Source organism: Saprospiraceae bacterium (genome assembly GCA_016717265.1).
Classification (GTDB): domain Bacteria; phylum Bacteroidota; class Bacteroidia; order Chitinophagales; family Saprospiraceae; genus Vicinibacter.
On the sequence record JADKFX010000001.1, the window covers coordinates 1,620,411 to 1,638,671 of the forward strand.

Sequence of the window (18,261 nt, forward strand, 5' to 3'; positions counted from 1 at the left end):
CTTCAATTTTAAAGTTGAAATTCAATTTAGATGAATGCTTTTATATTTTTAACTTTTTCCTCTGTTTTTCCATTAGAAATCCAGGCCCTGCAATTTGGACTTCCACAAGTACATACAAATGCCTCCATTTGTTCATCTAGAAAACTAGCATAATCTAATGTTAGCTCTTCAAACTTTTCAATGTCTTTACAAGCAATTACATTTAGACCATGATAAATTGTATTTGGACTACAGGAATGGTTTTGAGGTGCCCATTCTTCAGGTTTGGTGTCCCATAATATATAGACATCGTTACCGATGGGATAAGCATATTTGCGAAAAACTTCTTTGTCAGCAGCATTCCAGTTTTTATCTACAAAAGCTTTTGTTACAATTCGTTGACTTCTTTCTTCACCTTTGAAAATGATTTCTCCTTTACGAATTTTATTTAAAGCATAAATGCCATATCCAGCTATTGCGTTTTTCTTGACTATATATTTTTTTTGTTTACGTCGATGTCTTTGAATTCCTTCCTGTATTATTTGATTCAAAAAGCCAGCTTGTCCAATGCCATCACATAATAAGATATGATCCGCGGATCCTTCATAACCTTGTGAATAGAAAACAGAACAGGTGAAATTAATTTCAAGAAAGTAAATTTTACCTTTTGTATTCATTCTAAAATCCATTCTTGCATATCCTTTGCCACCAAATTCTTTAAATATTCCGCAAGCAGCTCTTCTTAACTTTCGATCTAAATTTTCTTCTTTACAAGGAACATTACTTTCTGGATGCAATTCTGAAGTTTTTAATTTATACGTTTTGAAAGAAAAGCCCTCTGGAAATAAATATTCAACGGGTTTAAAGGCTATACATTTTTTCTCATCTTTTGAATCCGCTGCTACTAAAACCGTAAATTCACGACCTTCAATGTATTCTTCAACTAAGACTTCTCCAAATTCATTTAATAAATTTCGAACTTTTAGTAACAAGTTTTTTTCATCTTGAACAAATGACTTGTCATCGACGCCTAGACTGTCGCCTGCTTTTGATGGCTTTACAAACAGTGGAAACTTTAATTGGGTACTTAAGTCATTTAAGTCTTCAAGATTTTTAACAATTCTATAATTCGGAACTTCAATGCCTGAAATATAGGCAACATACTTCATGAGCTCTTTTGGAGGATCATAAAGGTCAACGGTTGGGCCAGTATAAGGTAAATTTAATAAATCTAATGAATAAATAACATCTATCGAAGGTACTTCCCATTCAAGATAGGATTCACAGAGGTTTACAAAAATATCATAACCTTGTGTTGATAACTGTTTTAATTGTTTGTAAGTGGTTAATTTATTTATAAAAACATGATCCACATGATGGTCTGGTAACAAAGAACTCAAATCTCTTGGTGGGTCATAATTTTTATAATCTACATTAGAAGTACTATAATCTGGTTGAAGAACACAAACTTTCATGGAATTAGATGGGTTTCATTATTCTATTCAAAGCACTAAATTAAATATTATACTAATAGCTTATATATTTTATTTAATAATTCAATAACTCTTCAGAATCCAGATTCTTAGAGAGCTATCCAATTCCTATTTTATAGGTATATCACTAATTTCAAATAACTAATAAACCTCAATATTAAGTATTAATTTGAATTTATTAAAATCTATATAATGGCTTACGGAATGCTTATACTATAATTTTATTTTTGATTGATGTCTTATAAAAGCGTCTATCAGAATTTCAATGATTAAATCTTTAAAATGACTACCAGATATTCGCAAAATAGCGCCTATTGAAGTAAAGTTTTCATCTTTTGATAGTCCGCATTGTGCATTTACCTCTAATACAAGGATCTTACCAGTTTTTTCATTCCTCCTCAAATCAATTCTTCCATATCCTGTCCCATGCATTGCTTTATATGCTTGCCAACTTATATTTTTGATTTCATCAATTAAGTGATCTGGTGGTTTTTCATAATTCCATAAAGGTTTATCATCAGACAATGGGCTTTCATTTTCATAGATTTCCCATAATCGGTCAAACGATAAAAATTGTTCAGTACTTGGAATTGAATTCTCAAAAACACGTTCAACAGGTGTATATATTTTGCATTCATTGTAATTTTGGGAAGGCCCAACAATAAGTGTGGTATATTCCTGACCTTCTATAAATTCTTCGACAAACAAGCCGCCCGAACTTAAATCCCAACCTTTATAGCCTGATTGCAAAACTTTAAGATAGTTTGATAATTCAAGTTCTGATTTTACAACCGATTGAAGACCTAATCCCAAACTTCCGGCAGAAATTGCAGGTTTTACAATTAAAGGCTGTTTTAAATTCTTAAATAATGCATTCGAATTATAAGTATCTGGATCCAACACCATCCATGGAGAATTCGGCACATTCGCTTTGTCAAATAATTCCTTCATTGGAATTTTTGATGTGGTTATATCGTAAAAGTACCGATCTGCTCCTGTGTATATAAGTTGGTAATATTCTAATGCATCTATTACAGAAATTCCAGGTACACCATTGGCCTCATCGCCGTCACATAAATTAATTACAATAGGGGTTTTTGGGTAGGATTCAAGTTTGATTGCAGCAATTATGCTCTTGAAATTCTGAATTTCAACAGATTGCCATTTCCAAGCTAAATTTAGTTCGGAAAATACATTCTGATATTCTTGTACGCTTTGACTAAAGTCGTAATAATATTGGAGATTGGGATCATTAGTTTTTAGAAATGGTGCAAGGATCCAAACGAGCCAATCCTCTGCTTTCAAAAAATCATCAGACCTCAAAGACATGTTTTTTTGTCTTCTTCAATTTGTTTGTAATATATTGAGTGAATTGATAATTGGATACCATTTCTTTAGTTAGGTATTTGGCTCCTTTTATTTCACCTAAACATTTTAAACTAAGGCATTGACAATCAAAACTTTCTTCCATGTCCCATTCAGTAGATGGATAGAAAAAGGTAAATTCTTCGCCTCTTTTAATATCACTTAAGCAAATAAATTTAAATTCCGATGTGTCAAAAAAGCAATTTGGTTCACAACTATGATTCACATATTCCAAATATAAAGGGGAAAGTATAATATGTTTATTTTCTCCAGTTTGAACAGTATATCGATTCGGTTTATCACAAATATCTGCATAACTAAAATGGCAAATTACAGACCCTTTTTTGAAGTCTTTTAATGAAATTAGCCTGTTTTGTTGGAGTTTATTATCAAAATCAATCTTCGCGAAACTTGATTTTGTTTGCAAGCTAGGGATTATTTCCATCAGGATTGGTTCTTGTTTATAAAAGTGCTGCAATGTAATAAGTTTATTGAATTCAACTTTCAATGAAGCAAATATTTTGGAATTATTTTTTTCAACGGGTTTAATTAATGTGGAAAACTCTAAGCTTATTAACGTATTCCAAGTAATTTATGGGTTTGGATACTGAGTCTCCAGGTTGGATGTTGTAAACAAAAATCTAAGGATTGTTGGATGTGCTCTTGGATATTGGCACCATCCATTGGTTGTATATAAAAATACTGAAAATCAAAATGTTGAAAATCTTCAGGGTTAAAATTTAATTGTGGATAGATAAATTTTAATTCATTTCCAGAACGAATTTTAATAATAGTATTAGGTTTAGGACTTAAACAGATCCAATCAATTCCTTTTGGAGCTTCAATTGTACCATTTGTTTCTAAACCTATTTCAAAACCTATGTCATGAAGTGAATCTATCAAGGGGTCATCAACCTGCAATAAGGGTTCTCCACCAGTAAAAATAACATATGGTTTAATTTTATGACCCACGTTCATTTTTGGCCAAAGGCTTTGAATGCATGCTGCCAAATCATTTGCGGATGGATATTTTCCGCCATAAGTTCCATTAATACCAACAAAATCAGTATCGCAAAAACTACAAATTGCCTGCTGTCTATCTTCTTCTCGGCCATTCCATAAGTTACATCCAGCAAATCGTAAAAAAACTGCCGGCCGCCCTGTTTGGGCACCTTCACCTTGTAAACTATAGAAAATTTCTTTGACCAAATACATGTAACAAAAAATACTAAATTATAAATTACAAAAAATTAATTATTTGAATTTAGAATTCTACACCAAAGGTAAGATGTTCAACCGGAACTCCTCAAGTTGATGAATTAAATATCTAGGTTTGACACTCCAATTATCTATGTTTTTGTTTGAATCCAGGAAAGCCACAGGGGTAATTCCAGCTTGCATGGCAGCACTCATATCTGTATCTGTATCACCAATAAAGTAACAATTCTGAGGTATTATTTCAGAAAACTCTTGAAATGCCTTTAGAATCATACCTGGCTTAGGTTTTCTGCAATCACAGTTGGACTCTTTTAAATGCGGACAAAAATAAATTTTTGTTATTTTACCTCCGGATTTCTGAATTTCTGAAAGCATCCATTGATGAATGCTTTCAAGATCTTCTATACTCATCAATCCTTTTCCTATTCCTTGCTGGTTGGTTATGATAAAAATATTTTTGAAAATCTTACTTAATTTAGAAATTTCTGGAAGTACTCCAGCTTTAAATTTAAAAGAGTCCACGGATCTCACATATTCTCCAGGTAATAATTCATTAATTACACCATCCCGGTCAAGAAAAAGGGAATCATTCGCTTTATTAGATTTGATCATATACGCAGCAATCTAGATTTATATATGTAAATCATTATTTAATAAAATACAAATAAGATTCATGTTCATATCAAAAGGATGCTTAAAACTGCTAAAATTATGGTTCTAAAATTAGTATACTATTCATAACATATTTCAAGATTCAATTATTAACTTTAATTTGAACTTGATATTGTTTATTATTTTGACATAGGCTGTTAAAAAAATTGCCAATATATATTTTTATTAAAATATTTTTTCTTCAATCAATTGACAAATGATATGCCCAATTAGAATATGACACTCCTGTATTCTTGGCGTATCGTTAGAAGGTACACCGATCCAAAATTGACTCAATGCTTTCAATTGGCCTCCATCTGCACCGGTGAAACCTACAGTCAACATTTTTTTATGGATAGCTTCATCAAATGCTAAAAGTATATTTTTTGAATTTCCAGAGGTGCTTAATCCAATTAATACATCTCCTTCCATTCCAATTCCTTTAATTAATCTTTGATATATCGAATCAAAACTATAATCATTTGCCACTGCAGTTAAATAGGAAGTATTGCAATGCAATGCTTCTGCAGGTAATGCATCTCGATCTTTGTAAAACCGACCCGTTAATTCTGCAGCCAAATGTTGAGCATCAGCCGCACTGCCACCATTGCCACAAAAATATATGCGTTTTTTATTCTGAAGTGCATTCACCATCTTTTCCACAACCATTTCAATAGTCGTTATTAAAACGTCATCCAAAAGAATACTTCTTTTGGTTTCAATGGATGTTTTAATAATATTTAAAATAGTGTTTTTCATATTTCAAAAGTAATTTAAATTTTGGACAACTTTAATGTATGCAATGCTAATAGTTGTTATTGGTTTTACGAATTAAAATTTAATACCATTTTACACTTCATATCCAATTTTTAGAATACGCAAAAATAAGTATATTATTCTAAGTAATAGGATTTTGCAATTTTCACTTCTGGTAAAATGCTCATTTGTTATAAGTTATGTCTTAATTATTTTTTTGAATGCTATTCGCTAGTGATTTTATATGCGTAATCAATGTTGCCCAACTTAGTTTTTTCTTCATTACTTGTATTCCATTTTGAAAAATAGTTTCATCCATATTAAAAAATTGGACTATCGTATTTGCAAGATCTTCAGAAGTTGGTTGACAAACCAAGCCGGCAATTTTATGCGGAACCAAGGATGCTAAACCTCCAACATCAGTAACTACCATAGGTTTGTCAAAATAATAGGCTAATGGTGTCACGCCACTCTGCGTTGCATGTCTATAGGGTTGTACTATTAAATCCGCGGCAGAAAAGTAGTTCTTAATTTCACTATCTGGAATATAATGGGTATGTAAGTAAATTTTATCTTGAATGCCAAATTTATCAATAAGGTCTAAATAGGGTTTTGATTCATCATAAAATTCACCTGCAATTAATAGTTTTATATTTTGAGTTTTTAAAATTGCATAATTAAAAGCTTCAATCAATAAATCTAATCCTTTATATTTTCGAATAAATCCAAAAAACATAATTATTTTTTCATCTTTTGGTAAGTTTAATATATTGCGCGCAACGTCTTTAGGAATGGATTTTCCAAAATTATCAAAAAGTGGGTGATCCGTAATTATTGATTTTGAGTTTGGTAAGAATTTTTTTAAATCCAGATCTACTTTCGCACTCATAGTAATAAATGCATCTGGTTTGTTAATAAAATAGCGGGTAAAAAATGCATCTCCAATTCTTTTTTCATGTGGAACTACATTATCTGCGATGCAAATTATTTTGCATGTATTTATTTTTTTTACAAATTTTAAAATCGTTCCTAAACAGGGTCCCATAAAAGGTATCCAATATCTAACAATAATCAAATCTGGAGAAGATTGTTTTAGTTTAAGACCAATGCGAATCCAATTGAATGGATTCACAGAATTGATACAGACATTTATTTTTAAATCTGTTGGCTTTAGTTCATTTGAAAACTGGCTGGTGCCAGGAAAAAGTATCGTGGGGTACTGCAAAGAAAATGTATATATTTCAACATTCCATCCTTCTTGTTGGAAGGCTCGGGCTAAGCGTTCATTAAATGAGGCGATTCCACCTCGGAGAGGATATGCGGGCCCCATGATAATAACATTTGGCATATCCTATTTTAAACTCTTATCAATAAGGTATACATTCCGGTCTGTTGCATTGCGGGTTACTAATTCTGCAAGAAAACCAGTGAAAAACATTTGTGAACCAATGATCATTGAAACCAAAGAGAGAAAAAATGCAGGCCTTTGGGTCATACCCATTTGGCCATAAGCAAGTTTTGTAAAACTGAGATACATAACAAAACAAAAACCTAAAAAGAAAAATACTAAGCCTAGTGCACCAAAAAAATGCATGGGTCTTTTTCCAAACCTGCCAATAAATAATATAGTAGACAAATCCAGAAACCCATTTATAAAGCGGCTCATCCCAAATTTTGATTTGCCATATTTACGTGCTTGGTGTTGTACTTCTTTTTCGCCAATATTTCTGAATCCAGACCATTTGGCAATTACGGGAATATATCGGTGCATCTCACCATATACTTCAATCGACTTTACAACATCTTTGCGATACGCTTTCAAACCACAATTCATATCATGCAACTTTACACCACTCATCCAACCAGTAACAGAATTATATATTTTAGAAGGAATGTTTTTAGTAAATGCATTATCATACCGCTTTTTTTTCCATCCAGATACTACATCAAACTTTTCCTCCTTAATCATACGATATAATTCTGGAATTTCTTCCGGACTATCTTGAAGATCTGCATCCATGGTGATTACAACATCCGCATTACAAACATGAAATCCTGTATTTAAGGCGGCTGATTTCCCATAATTACGTCTAAATTTAATTCCTTTTATACTTGGATACAAATGATGTAAAGATTCAATGACTTCCCATGTTGAATCTGTACTCCCATCGTCAATAAACCAGACTTCATAAGTTAAATCTGTAGTTGTCATAACCTTGCGGATCCAATCTACGAGTTCAATTAAAGACTCTTCTTCATTTAATGCCGGAATAATTAGAGCTACATCCATTCAAAGTATTAATTCTTTAAAAATAAAACGATTCTTTCAATCCTTTAAGTATTCTTCGAAGTATATTCTACTTCTGATCAAAATTTCGTAAAAATATCTTGTGCGTTTTTTTTCCGAATCACTAATGCAATAATTGCGGCAATGATAAAGTAAATTATAAGGGACCAAAAAAATAGATACACATAATTGCTAAAGCTAGCGAAATCGTGACTTTCAAGTCTTTCAAGTTCTCCTTCAGCGGCAGAATCACCCATTAATGACCTCATTTTTTCTGTCATTTTAATCGCTTGTTCCCTTTGTTGCTCTTGAAGTCCTGGATCTATGAACCTAAATAAGATCCAGGTAAAAAGGGTTGTAAACAAACTTGAAACCACAGAAGTCAGCCAAATTGGTGTCAAAGCTTGTTTCCAACTGATGTATCCTCCTAATTCATCTCGCTTCTCTTTGCCAGACCGGTACATCATATAAATACCAAATACGAATATTAGGACACCAGCAAATGGATTTTCTAACATCCCGATTAAATAGAGTAGCAGGGTAGTGGCTATTGCAATTCCACCCCATATAAGTCCAAGTTTAATTGCGTTTTTATGTTGATCCATTGGATTTGGTTAATTTTAATAGAAATTAAGCAAGAATTGAAACACAAAGTTATCTTATTCGTTAAATATATAAAAGAGAAATGAAAGTTTGGTTAATTGTCTTTGGAATTGTTTTAAATGGATCTTGCAGTAAATCCGATCAACCCTTGATCCCTACTTGTATTTCTGAGCTAATACGCGTCCAAAAAGAGAGTATTAGTGAGGTTTATCAATATACTTTTCAAGGTAAAACGGTATTTGAATTTGTGCCTCAGGGTACCTGTTGTGATCTGGCAAATACAATTTACTCAGAAAACTGTATCATGCTTTGTTCCTTGTTTGGAATCACTGGAAATCAAATTTGTCAGTCAGATACATTTTATTTAAAAGCTACTGATAAAGTTCAGGTTTGGAAAAAATAAAATGAGATAGCTTTTTAACATTTTAAAAAATATTAATTATTTCCAAGCACTTGTTGGTTTATACTAAATAGGAGTTATACAATTTTAGGTTTCACTAAAATCGTTATATGCTCCTTTTGTCCAGGTTCCCAGTACTTTACCTTTTAATTTATTTCCAATGAATGGACTATTTTTTGAAATGGATAAAATGCGATCTTTTTCATACAACCACTCCATCGTGGGGTTAAAATAACTTAGATCTACATTCGATCCAACTTGAATAGTTTGTGCTTGCAAATTTAGAATTTTGCGAGGGTTAATGGCAACTTGTTCAATCCATTTTTCTACACTTAGATCCTCTGCAAGATAAGTACAAAAGGCAGCAAATGCAGTTTCTAAACTAATGGATCCAAACGCTGAAGTTTGAAATTCCAAATCTTTTTTTTCTGCATCCCAAGGAGTATGATCGCTGCATATGATGTCAATTGTCCCATCTTTAACTGCTTGAATAAGAGCTTTTCGATCAGTTTTAGAACGAATTGGAGGGTCTAATTTTAAATGAACATTGAAGTTTTCAAGCTGATCATCTTCAAATATTAAATTAAAAATTGAAACCGAACTAAATAGATTGGCAAGCTTAGATTTCTCCGTTTTAATTATTAAAACAGATTCAACGGATGAAACTTTATGTATTAACATACGGGATTGTGTATATTTCAATATTGCAAGATCCCTTTGAATATTTATAGTTTCAGCCAAGGTTGGAATTCCTTTCAATCCTAAAGATGTACTTGTTTTACCTTCGTGCATCTGGCCTGCACCAGCAATTCCTTTGTCCACACAAGTATTAATAAGTAAAGTTGATGGAATCAACTTTAAATACTCCAGTGCACGCATTAAAAGTCCACTTTTTTGTATCGGTATCCGACCATCAGAAAATGCAATTGCACCCGCTTCAAACATTTGAAGAATTTCTGCCATTTCTTCACTTGCGCAATCCTTACTAATAGCACCGATCGGTAAAATAGTTACGGGAAGATTTTGAGATCTATTTTTGATAAAGGTCACTTCTGATTTTGAGTGAATGGTTGGTTTTGTATTGGGAAAACAACAAATCGTAGTATAGCCACCAGCAGCTGCAGAACTTGCAAGGGACTGTAATGTTTCTCTGTGCTCATAGCCAGGTTCTCCATTTGTACACCCAATATCTACCCAGCCTGGTGACAAACAGCTTTTATCAAATGCAAATTCTTTAATTTTCTTAGTGCTGTTTATTTTTGATTTAATTTCTTGAATTTCTCCATTTTTTACCCAAACATCCCTCTTTTGCAAATGGTGTTTGCTATTAGGATCAATGATTTCTACATTTCTAAAAATACATTCCATAATTAGTCTGTCTTCCAAAGTCTGATAAGTAATGTTTCAAGAATTAAAAACACAAATGCTACTATAAGCATCCACCACCATAAAGTCGGTCCTGCTTGTTCTGATTGAATAGCACTTGTAAAATCTTCATTCGCAGTATCTTCTAACACATTTGTAAAATTGCCATATTGTTCTTTCAGGATTTTAGGATTCCATACTTTTAAGTTCGATTCTTTTCGGCTATCATTAAATGCAATCGAACCAAGAATGTTATTTTGATTTTTTACATCATAAATTCCTGCTTTCTTAATTTGATCATACACTTCAATCAATAATTGATTATTTGCTAATTTAATAGAAGGAATCAGTTCATCAGGACCACTTAATATAATATACAAATCCTGTTTGACTAAGGATTCTGTAATTTGCCATAAAATAACCGGGTTACTTGTTAAATCATACGACAATTGACGACTCAAATCTGAAGAAAAGGCTGTTTTAAATAATAGGGGTAGAAAAATTTCAGCATTTTTTGATAATTCATTGTACTTAATATCCAGCGGACTGGCAGATATAAAAACGGATCCTTTCCCAATTTTATATCTGTTTATCATAGCGGATCCATCCCGATATTCAATAATCTTTTCAGAAGGTAATCCTCCATAAAATTCATATTGTCCCATAGTACTTGGCAATTTTATGCTGGCTTTTGAATTTATATAAACATCATTAAAAATATCAGATTCAAAGTTTGCTTTTGTGGCTTCTTTTTTTGTTAAGTTAAAATCTCTTAATTCTGGCAAGCTTAATTTTACCGATAAGGGTCTGTAATTTGAAGCTCCAAGATCAGCAGCTGGAAAAATTAAAACATTCACACCTTCTGATACAGCTTTCATTAATTCATTTGACATTCCACTGCTAATTTCCGTTAAATCAGAAAGTAAGATTAAATTATTATTTTTAAATTTACTATAATCTAATTTATTTTGTTGTTGTGTTTTTAATTGAAAATAAGGTATTGAGCTTATCATTTTAAGCACTTGTGCAGGAGGCTCCCGTTCATATAATAACAAGACATTGATTTCCTCATCAGATTTGCAACTCATATAGTATGAGTCATCAAATTGAATTGGATAATCTTTTATTTTGACAATTAGTTTTTGCCAACCAAAAGATTGTATATTTATTTTTAATGAATCTATTACTGATTTACCGGATTTAATATTTAAGGAACTACCTGGATAATCCTGACCATTTAAAGTAAAACTGGATCGGATATCTTGAGCATCCGTTGATCCATAATTACTTACTTGATAAATCAAAGTATTTGTTTGACCTGGCAACAATACGGGGGATTCAAAATAAGCAGTATCCAGACTTAAATTGTTTTCCTGAATGGTTTGGATTGGAAGAAGATATAATTGATAAAGACTGTCTGCTTTCAAGCTGTCTAAATCGCAAATAGAAGCTTGAAAATCTGAAAGCATATATAAATCTCCGTGGTCTAATTTTGCATTTTGTAGACATTGCTTTTGTTTAAACAAGATTTTAGATAAGGTTTGGACGGAAGGTCCGCTCTGTATTTCCTCTAAAAGACTTATGGCATCTTCTTTTGAAACAAGTCGTTGATGTTTTCCATCTAAGTCATTTGTCAATATTTGAAATCTGTCGTTATCAGAATAAGCAGTGATTATTTCCTTAGCTCTTCGTTTTGCTTTTTGAACCAAACTACCATCTTCGGCATTTGCATTCATCGACCAGCTATTATCAATATATATACTTACTGCCTGGGATTGTTTCTTTTTTTGTGAATCATTTGTGAAAAAGGGTTGCGCAAATGCGAAAATTAATCCAATAATAGCGGCAAGTCGACAAAGTAGAATTAAAATATTTTTAATTTTATTTTTTGTTGCTGTTTCTTCAACCAATTCTTTTAAAAAATGAACATTTGTGAAGTATACTTTTTTGTATCGACGAAAATAAAAAAGATGAATAAGAACTGGAATCGAAAGTAGAATCAGAGTCCAAAGAAAAGTAGGAAAAAGGAATTGCATATTTCTTAGGTGGTACTGGTAGCAAAGTTAAGGAATATTAGGCAATAATTTAAGTTTCTCAACAAATTATCCTTATTTAACATAAAGTCGTTCTATGTAATTACCAGATTCATTAAAAGCTAAGATGGTGTAATACCCTGTACGGAATTTACTAAAATCAATTTCATACGAACTATCACCTGAAATTCTAGGAGTTTTATGAGCCAAAATGTTTCCTTGTAAATCAAACACCCGGACTGTAAATTCTAAAAATTGTTCATTCCAAATAGTGTACATTTTTTGATCTTTTGTATATAAGCTAATCCATTTCGTTTTAATGCCTTTTGTTCCTGGGCCTAATCGTAATTTTTTCAAGGAGGGTAAAAGGCGATTCGTAAATTCCATAGCACCGATGTCTACATGTAAATCCAGCTTGCGAATATTTCCTTCAAAATCTGTATCCGACAACAAACTGTCTAAACCCTTATTTATTGCAGGACTACTCCCTTTTAATTTAAAATTAAATAAGCCTTCTTTGATTCGTATGTTCTCAAAATCAGGATTCGCATGGATGTTATTTATGCCTGGAATAAAGCTTGTAGTGTTATAATATAAATTGTTTTTTGCATTGATATTACTAGTTCCAAAAGCCTGACTGCCAGGTTTCAAATCAGAGCTATAGAAGATATTATTAAACAGATCAATGAATTTACTGCCAATCAATACTACTTCAGCATTTTGACAGATTTTATTTTCACTATTCTTATAAAATGTATTATTCACAAGTTGTAATCCATGCACATTATTTGCAATGAATCCGCCTCCATGATTAGTATAGAGAATATTATTATGAATTAGAGTTTTGGCAGATTCCCGAAACACTTGATTTGTCTCCAGATTCATATAAATAGCTGGTATGCAGCTTGATTTTAGAATTGTATCAGACATACCATTTTTTTCAAAAGTATTCCCTTGGATAAAATTATGATAATTGGTATTGCTTTCCGTGTAGATTCCATTTAGGAGGGCCAAAGTGCCTTTGGATTCAGGATTTCTGGTGTTATTATAAAATTTATTGAAGCTAATGGTGAGCTTGTCAAAATAGTTTGCAAGAATTGCTTCTGCACTTACATTTTGAATAAAGTTATTGTAAATTTTTACTGAGTTTAATGGGGCATTATAAGAACCTTCAAGAAAAATGCCAATTGTTTGAAATTTTGATACCGGATAATTTGATCCAATTTTCATTTCAGCATTAATTTCAAGGCCTTCAATGCTAATATACTGAACAGATTTTAAGTGAATACCATATTTATTGCGAATATGAAGTACCGGTTTGTGATTTCTATAATTTTTAAAGACGATCCAGGAATTTTCAAGTCCACTTTTAGTTATTTCTAATACAGCTTCATCATCAGAATAATAATCACCTTTTAAAATATAAACAGTATCTCCTGGTAAAACGGAGGTGGCCGCTTTAAGCAAAGTTTTAAAAGGTGTAAACCAGTGATTGCCTTTATTTAAATCACTGCCAGATGGGGACACATAATATCCTTTAGCTGATAATTTTAAAAAAGCAAATAGACAAATTACCAGTAGTAAAAAGCGCATAATTTATAATGTTAAACGTAAAATTACCTTTTAGAAGCTTAAACAAGCAAGAACGCTGCCTGGTTTAACAAAATAACTCCGTAAAAAGCATTTCTTTTAATTAAGAATTCGAAATTTTGCTTACTTTAAATTTTAAATAGGGTTTGGTTAGAAGGGCATTATATTGCAATATTTAGTTCAAAACAACATGAAATCAATTTATTATATATTATTGAATTATTTAATATATTAGGATTTCCAATGATAATAATTTGTTCTTTGGCACGTGTCAATGCAACGTTTAATTTCCGATCAATACCATCTTTATTTAGGGAGCTAATTTGGAGCACTTGAGATTCATCAGAGATTACGGTGGATAGGATTATAATATCTCTTGCACCACCTTGGTATCGCTCCGCAGTATCAATCGTTAAGAAATTTGAGTCAAAGCCTTCTTGAAGGATCTGATTTTTAATTTGTGAAATTTGTGCTCTGAAAGGAGTAATTACACCGAGTCTTTGAGCGTTCCATTCAATTTGATTGTTATTATAAAGTTTAAAAATCTGTTGAACAATAAACGATACCATTCGAGCTTCCTGTAGATTTATTTTGCTTTGAAAAACTGGATTTGGATCGATGACTGGAATAAAAATCACTCTATTACTAGCTAATAAGGGTTGTTTGATTCCAATTAAATTTGGAAAGTATTGTGCATATGAAATAGATTGTCTGTTTTCAATTTCGGAGGGTAGAATTTTAAGTTTGTTTTCATAAAAACTTTGAGCTGGAAAATTCATAAGATCCTGATGCATTCGTCCCTGATATTCGAGCATTTCAAATGCATGATTCCATTTTTTGTCTATACAATTTTGTAACATTCGTTCAAAATAGGAAGTACTTAAATGCTGAAACCCATTTTGTTTAAGTTGTTCTGATTTAATTTGTGACTCTTCTTCTGTTTGCGCTGTAACTGCTGGGAGTTGCATGTGATCTCCAATTAATATAAATCTTTTAAATTTAGTAAGTAAACCAGTAAGTTGCGATTCAAGAATCTGACTTGCTTCATCTATGATTACGGTATCAAATTGTTTTAATAGGAGTAATTCTTTTTTGCCTTGGATGGAAGCAAGTGTTGCCGTAAATATTCGTATTTCTTTAAAAGTCTGATGCACTTGCTTGCGCGTTTTAAGATGGCTAATTTTTTCTTCTAATAAATTTTTTCTAAACTGCGGTTGCACTGCAAATCTAGAGCCGATACGGATATATTCTATATTACAAGCTGTTTGAATGGATTCAAGTGCTTCACAAATTTCATCTACTGCACGATTTGTATATGCTAGTAGTAAAATATTTTCATTCGATTCACAAATTAGCAATTCAACTAAGTGTTTAATTACCAAGCTAGTTTTTCCAGAACCAGGAGGTCCCCATAAAAGAAAATAATCTTTAGATGCTACTATTTTTTTTAAAACATCTTGAATGATTTCCGGAATTTTATGGTTACCTATAGAAAGACTATGATTCAAATCATGAGGTTTCTTGATACCCAGGATTAAATCTCTTTTATCAGAATCTGCCATTGCAAAATCAATCATCCCCTGGTATTGATTTACAAAAGAACGGTCCATGGAGTCCTGTTCAAGGTTCCATGTTTTTAATGTTGCATCTTCTATTTTTGGAAACTGCCTGCATCTTAAGCGGACATAAAATGTATTTGGTTCCAGATCTATCAAGGTGCATTTATAAATTTGAGTTTGAAGTGCACTAGGATATTCATAAAGCACGAGTGTATCGCCAATTCGAAATTTTGAAATCAACTCCATGTCGCTGCTATTTTTAAGTACTAAAATTGGGTAGTCATCCTTTGATGACAAAATTTGATGCAATACCAATTTTGGCAAGAGCATAAACAATTTTAACTTTTCCTGTTCATTGAGAAGCCAAAGGGACGCTAATCCTTCTGTAAATTGAAGGTTCGATCGGCCCATTTTTGAAATAAATTGTTCCCGGGCAATAAACCCTGTAAATTCTTTAAAATAATCTTTTTCTAATGGATTTAAGCTACTATAAACCTTTAATAATATACCCGCATCCCGTTTTGTATAGGACTCTGTGGATTGAAAATGTTTTTCATTTAGAATATCAAATAGGGAAGGGTCAGATTCATTTCTAAATGCTAAATGTAAATGCAATATGATAATTGCATTTCGTAAATATATTAATTCTTGTTTTATATCATCCAGTATCGGTGCGTATCTTAGTGCATTTTCTAGTTGTGCCGAATACAGCACGTGGCTTTTAACATCATAATTTCTACCAAATACGGATTGAATCAGTAAATAATATAACATAATTTGAGCATGATGGTCAGCATTGATGCCAAATTTATTAGGTAGGTATGGTTTTCCGCTTTTCAATTCAATGATCCATTTTTTGGAATTTATTTTGTCTTCATGAAACACATCCAATCTGCCCTGGATTCCATATTCAACGGAATAAAAACTCGGTTCCAGAATGCAATCTTCAAGTTGAAGGTTAGGATGCTCAAATTTATTTTCTATTAATGTTTTAATGTTTGAAAAATGGATCTTTATGGTTTCAAAGTATTTTATAATTGTTGAATCATCCAAAAGGGAAAAAGCAATGGGATTGTGCTGAAATAAATTTTGGCTTAGATCTTCAAATTGAAGGGAAGGGTTTAAAATAAGTTCATCTAAAAATTGGTTTACGGTAGTTCCCAATAAGGTTGAATATCCCGAAGGACTGTAATAAAATAAATGAATTAAATGTTTTAAGGGATTTGATCCTGTTGTGTTAAAGCAGGAAGCAATAGCGGTCACATCAATTAAATAATCCGGCAGGATAATGAATTCTTTGGCTGTCCAATTTGGATTTGATTTTGATAGCTTGTGGACAAATACATCATATGGAAATTTCAAATATTTAGATGCCTGCGTAAAGAGCTTAACTATTTTTTCAGTTGCAGTATCTAGTGAAAGTATTTGTATGTCAGCGATTTTATTTTCAAAAACAAATTCTAAGTTTTTTCCAATTTCATCAAATTTTAAAATGCTAATCCGACTGGATTCAATAAACGTTGCTTGGCTATCCTCCAACAATAAAAACTGATCATCAAATTGAAGGGTTGTAAATTCTTGCGGAATTTCTGTTTTCGTTTGGATAGCAATACATTGTATCCAACAGGCCAATATAGATTGAAAATAGGTATTATCAATAGATTTTTGATCGAATCCCTGGATCCTTAATGATGAAATTTGGCGAAATAATATTTTATCAATTTTGCCTATGGAAAATAAATATTGCAGCCTGCTTTGCGTGGAATTAAAAATTTGATTACTGTCAAGAGCAATAAGCTGTATTTCATTTTCGAGTGCATCTAATGCAATTGGTATTGACTTTTCAAAATTAAATTCGCTATGTAATAATAGGCGAATAGCCTGATATGGATTTAGAAGTGTTCCCATTTTAAGGAAAAATAGTGATGTTCGATGTCAAATATACAAAAAGTTCACCTGGATTTATGAATCTAAAAATAGTGGATTTTAAGAAAGCATTTTAAGTTTTAACTTCACAAGTTTATTTTTAAATCGTTCTTTAATAATATGAGCCCTAAGCTTCCTAAATGAATAGTATATATATTACAATTTTTATTAATATATTTGCAAAACCAAAAACAATTCAAGATATTGACGAATTAATTACTGTTTTATTTAATTATACATAGTTTATATTTTAAGAAATTGTTAATTATATGCCTTAAAGGAAACATTATTCTGTTTGATACGTTAATCAATATATGAAATCCAGTCTAAAACCAATCCGTATGATTAATCACCGACAGGAGTTAGTGATGAAGTTTGGATTTATTCAAATACTTCTTGCCCTCCTTGCACTCCTTTTTATGCAATGCCGAAATACGGAGAAGTCTGTTAATCCAAATCAACAAGAAGCCGCTATAAATACAGAAAGTGGCACTTCAGATTCAGCCAGCCAAAAAACATTTTTGGTGGATACAGATTATGTGCATATTGCATCTCATCATAGCGAAGACATCAAAAGTAAGCTGCGCGAACTTGAAAAACAAGAGTTCAGTAAGGGTTCCATTGCAGACCAAGTAAGGGACTTCTTAAAACGAGGTGAGAATGATTTTGGAGAAGAATTCAAATTTATAGAACTCCGATTTGTTAAGCGTACAGCTGTAATTGATCCGAAATTTGGCAAGGAGGTTAAAGATTTAGCAGTTGTTATGAACGAATTTTTAAATCTTAAAATTAAACTCATGTCATATACTGATAATATAGGTGATGAAAAATTAAATGAAAAGTTATCACAAGACAGGGCGGAATCAATTTTAAAAGGCTTGTTGGATGCTGGGATTTCAAAAGAGCGTGTAATTATCAAATCATATGGTGAAAAATACCCAGTTGCGAATAATAAAACATTTGATGGTCAGCTTCTCAATAATAGAATAGAAATGATGATCCTACATAAATAAAATTTCTTTTATACACATATAAG

15 protein-coding genes are annotated in these 18,261 nt (G+C 31.8%); 2 read left to right on the plus strand and 13 right to left on the minus strand.

What is annotated here, in order from left to right:
• Positions 1–26: 26 nt before the first annotated feature.
• The 9 genes from IPO86_06360 to IPO86_06400 all read right to left on the minus strand — a co-directional run bounded on the left by IPO86_06360 (position 27) and on the right by IPO86_06400 (position 8,354).
• Positions 27–1,454, minus strand: a complete 1,428-nt coding sequence (locus IPO86_06360) for an SET domain-containing protein-lysine N-methyltransferase (GenBank protein MBK9727725.1) — start codon at positions 1,452–1,454, stop codon at positions 27–29.
• Positions 1,455–1,685: 231 nt separating this feature from the next.
• Positions 1,686–2,801, minus strand: coding sequence for a hypothetical protein (locus tag IPO86_06365; GenBank protein ID MBK9727726.1), 1,116 nt, complete (start codon positions 2,799–2,801; stop codon positions 1,686–1,688).
• Positions 2,785–3,282 (minus strand): SET domain-containing protein, encoded by a 498-nt coding sequence (locus IPO86_06370; GenBank protein ID MBK9727727.1) that lies wholly within the window; start codon positions 3,280–3,282, stop codon positions 2,785–2,787. Before IPO86_06370 ends, IPO86_06365 begins: the two co-directional genes overlap by 17 nt.
• 128 nt (positions 3,283–3,410) lie before the next feature.
• Positions 3,411–4,052, minus strand: coding sequence for a 7-carboxy-7-deazaguanine synthase (gene queE, locus IPO86_06375; protein ID MBK9727728.1), 642 nt, complete (start codon positions 4,050–4,052; stop codon positions 3,411–3,413).
• A gap of 57 nt (positions 4,053–4,109) precedes the next feature.
• The gene (locus tag IPO86_06380) at positions 4,110–4,667 is read right to left on the minus strand and encodes an HAD family hydrolase (GenBank protein MBK9727729.1); all 558 of its coding nucleotides are present in this window, start codon (positions 4,665–4,667) and stop codon (positions 4,110–4,112) included.
• 225 nt (positions 4,668–4,892) lie between these two features.
• A complete protein-coding gene (locus IPO86_06385; protein ID MBK9727730.1) occupies positions 4,893–5,465 on the minus strand; it encodes an SIS domain-containing protein in 573 nt (190 codons plus the stop codon).
• Between the two features lie 202 nt (positions 5,466–5,667).
• Complete coding sequence (locus tag IPO86_06390) at positions 5,668–6,810, minus strand: glycosyltransferase (GenBank protein ID MBK9727731.1); 1,143 nt, start codon at positions 6,808–6,810, stop codon at positions 5,668–5,670.
• 3 nt (positions 6,811–6,813) lie between these two features.
• Positions 6,814–7,752 (minus strand): glycosyltransferase family 2 protein, encoded by a 939-nt coding sequence (locus IPO86_06395; protein ID MBK9727732.1) that lies wholly within the window; start codon positions 7,750–7,752, stop codon positions 6,814–6,816.
• A gap of 77 nt (positions 7,753–7,829) precedes the next feature.
• Positions 7,830–8,354 carry a DUF4199 domain-containing protein gene (locus IPO86_06400; protein MBK9727733.1) on the minus strand — a complete coding sequence of 175 codons (525 nt, stop codon included), beginning with the start codon at positions 8,352–8,354 and terminating at the stop codon, positions 7,830–7,832.
• 80 nt (positions 8,355–8,434) lie between these two features.
• On the opposite strand from IPO86_06400, the gene IPO86_06405 reads away from it, so the two are divergent.
• On the plus strand, positions 8,435–8,755 hold the full coding sequence (locus IPO86_06405) for a hypothetical protein (protein MBK9727734.1): 321 nt from the start codon (positions 8,435–8,437) through the stop codon (positions 8,753–8,755).
• 84 nt (positions 8,756–8,839) lie between these two features.
• Here IPO86_06405 and IPO86_06410 read toward each other — a convergent pair whose 3' ends face one another.
• The 4 genes from IPO86_06410 to IPO86_06425 form a co-directional block, all read right to left on the minus strand.
• The gene (locus IPO86_06410) at positions 8,840–10,120 is read right to left on the minus strand and encodes an amidohydrolase family protein (GenBank protein ID MBK9727735.1); all 1,281 of its coding nucleotides are present in this window, start codon (positions 10,118–10,120) and stop codon (positions 8,840–8,842) included.
• 2 nt (positions 10,121–10,122) lie between these two features.
• Entirely contained in the window at positions 10,123–12,153 is a 2,031-nt protein-coding gene (locus IPO86_06415) for a BatA domain-containing protein (protein MBK9727736.1), read from the minus strand.
• 72 nt (positions 12,154–12,225) lie between these two features.
• Positions 12,226–13,743 carry a right-handed parallel beta-helix repeat-containing protein gene (locus tag IPO86_06420; GenBank protein MBK9727737.1) on the minus strand — a complete coding sequence of 506 codons (1,518 nt, stop codon included), beginning with the start codon at positions 13,741–13,743 and terminating at the stop codon, positions 12,226–12,228.
• 158 nt (positions 13,744–13,901) lie between these two features.
• A complete protein-coding gene (locus tag IPO86_06425) occupies positions 13,902–17,207 on the minus strand; it encodes an AAA family ATPase (GenBank protein ID MBK9727738.1) in 3,306 nt (1,101 codons plus the stop codon).
• A 359-nt stretch (positions 17,208–17,566) separates the two neighbouring features.
• Between IPO86_06425 and IPO86_06430 the strand changes: the two genes are divergently transcribed.
• Positions 17,567–18,238, plus strand: coding sequence for an OmpA family protein (locus tag IPO86_06430; protein ID MBK9727739.1), 672 nt, complete (start codon positions 17,567–17,569; stop codon positions 18,236–18,238).
• Positions 18,239–18,261 lie beyond the last annotated feature (23 nt).

What these genes read in the sequence shown, in the direction of transcription:
- IPO86_06420 (MBK9727737.1), bottom strand. Translation starts at nt 13,743, where the DNA reads ATGCGCTTTTTACTACTGGTAATTTGTCTATTTGCTTTTTTAAAATTA.
- IPO86_06395 (MBK9727732.1), bottom strand. Translation starts at nt 7,752, where the DNA reads ATGGATGTAGCTCTAATTATTCCGGCATTAAATGAAGAAGAGTCTTTA.
- queE (MBK9727728.1), bottom strand. Translation starts at nt 4,052, where the DNA reads ATGTATTTGGTCAAAGAAATTTTCTATAGTTTACAAGGTGAAGGTGCC.
- IPO86_06360 (MBK9727725.1), bottom strand. Translation starts at nt 1,454, where the DNA reads ATGAAAGTTTGTGTTCTTCAACCAGATTATAGTACTTCTAATGTAGAT.
- IPO86_06365 (MBK9727726.1), bottom strand. Translation starts at nt 2,801, where the DNA reads ATGTCTTTGAGGTCTGATGATTTTTTGAAAGCAGAGGATTGGCTCGTT.
- IPO86_06415 (MBK9727736.1), bottom strand. Translation starts at nt 12,153, where the DNA reads ATGCAATTCCTTTTTCCTACTTTTCTTTGGACTCTGATTCTACTTTCG.
- IPO86_06425 (MBK9727738.1), bottom strand. Translation starts at nt 17,207, where the DNA reads ATGGGAACACTTCTAAATCCATATCAGGCTATTCGCCTATTATTACAT.
- IPO86_06405 (MBK9727734.1), top strand. Translation starts at nt 8,435, where the DNA reads ATGAAAGTTTGGTTAATTGTCTTTGGAATTGTTTTAAATGGATCTTGC.
- IPO86_06370 (MBK9727727.1), bottom strand. Translation starts at nt 3,282, where the DNA reads ATGGAAATAATCCCTAGCTTGCAAACAAAATCAAGTTTCGCGAAGATT.
- IPO86_06380 (MBK9727729.1), bottom strand. Translation starts at nt 4,667, where the DNA reads ATGATCAAATCTAATAAAGCGAATGATTCCCTTTTTCTTGACCGGGAT.
- IPO86_06430 (MBK9727739.1), top strand. Translation starts at nt 17,567, where the DNA reads ATGATTAATCACCGACAGGAGTTAGTGATGAAGTTTGGATTTATTCAA.
- IPO86_06385 (MBK9727730.1), bottom strand. Translation starts at nt 5,465, where the DNA reads ATGAAAAACACTATTTTAAATATTATTAAAACATCCATTGAAACCAAA.
- IPO86_06410 (MBK9727735.1), bottom strand. Translation starts at nt 10,120, where the DNA reads ATGGAATGTATTTTTAGAAATGTAGAAATCATTGATCCTAATAGCAAA.
- IPO86_06390 (MBK9727731.1), bottom strand. Translation starts at nt 6,810, where the DNA reads ATGCCAAATGTTATTATCATGGGGCCCGCATATCCTCTCCGAGGTGGA.
- IPO86_06400 (MBK9727733.1), bottom strand. Translation starts at nt 8,354, where the DNA reads ATGGATCAACATAAAAACGCAATTAAACTTGGACTTATATGGGGTGGA.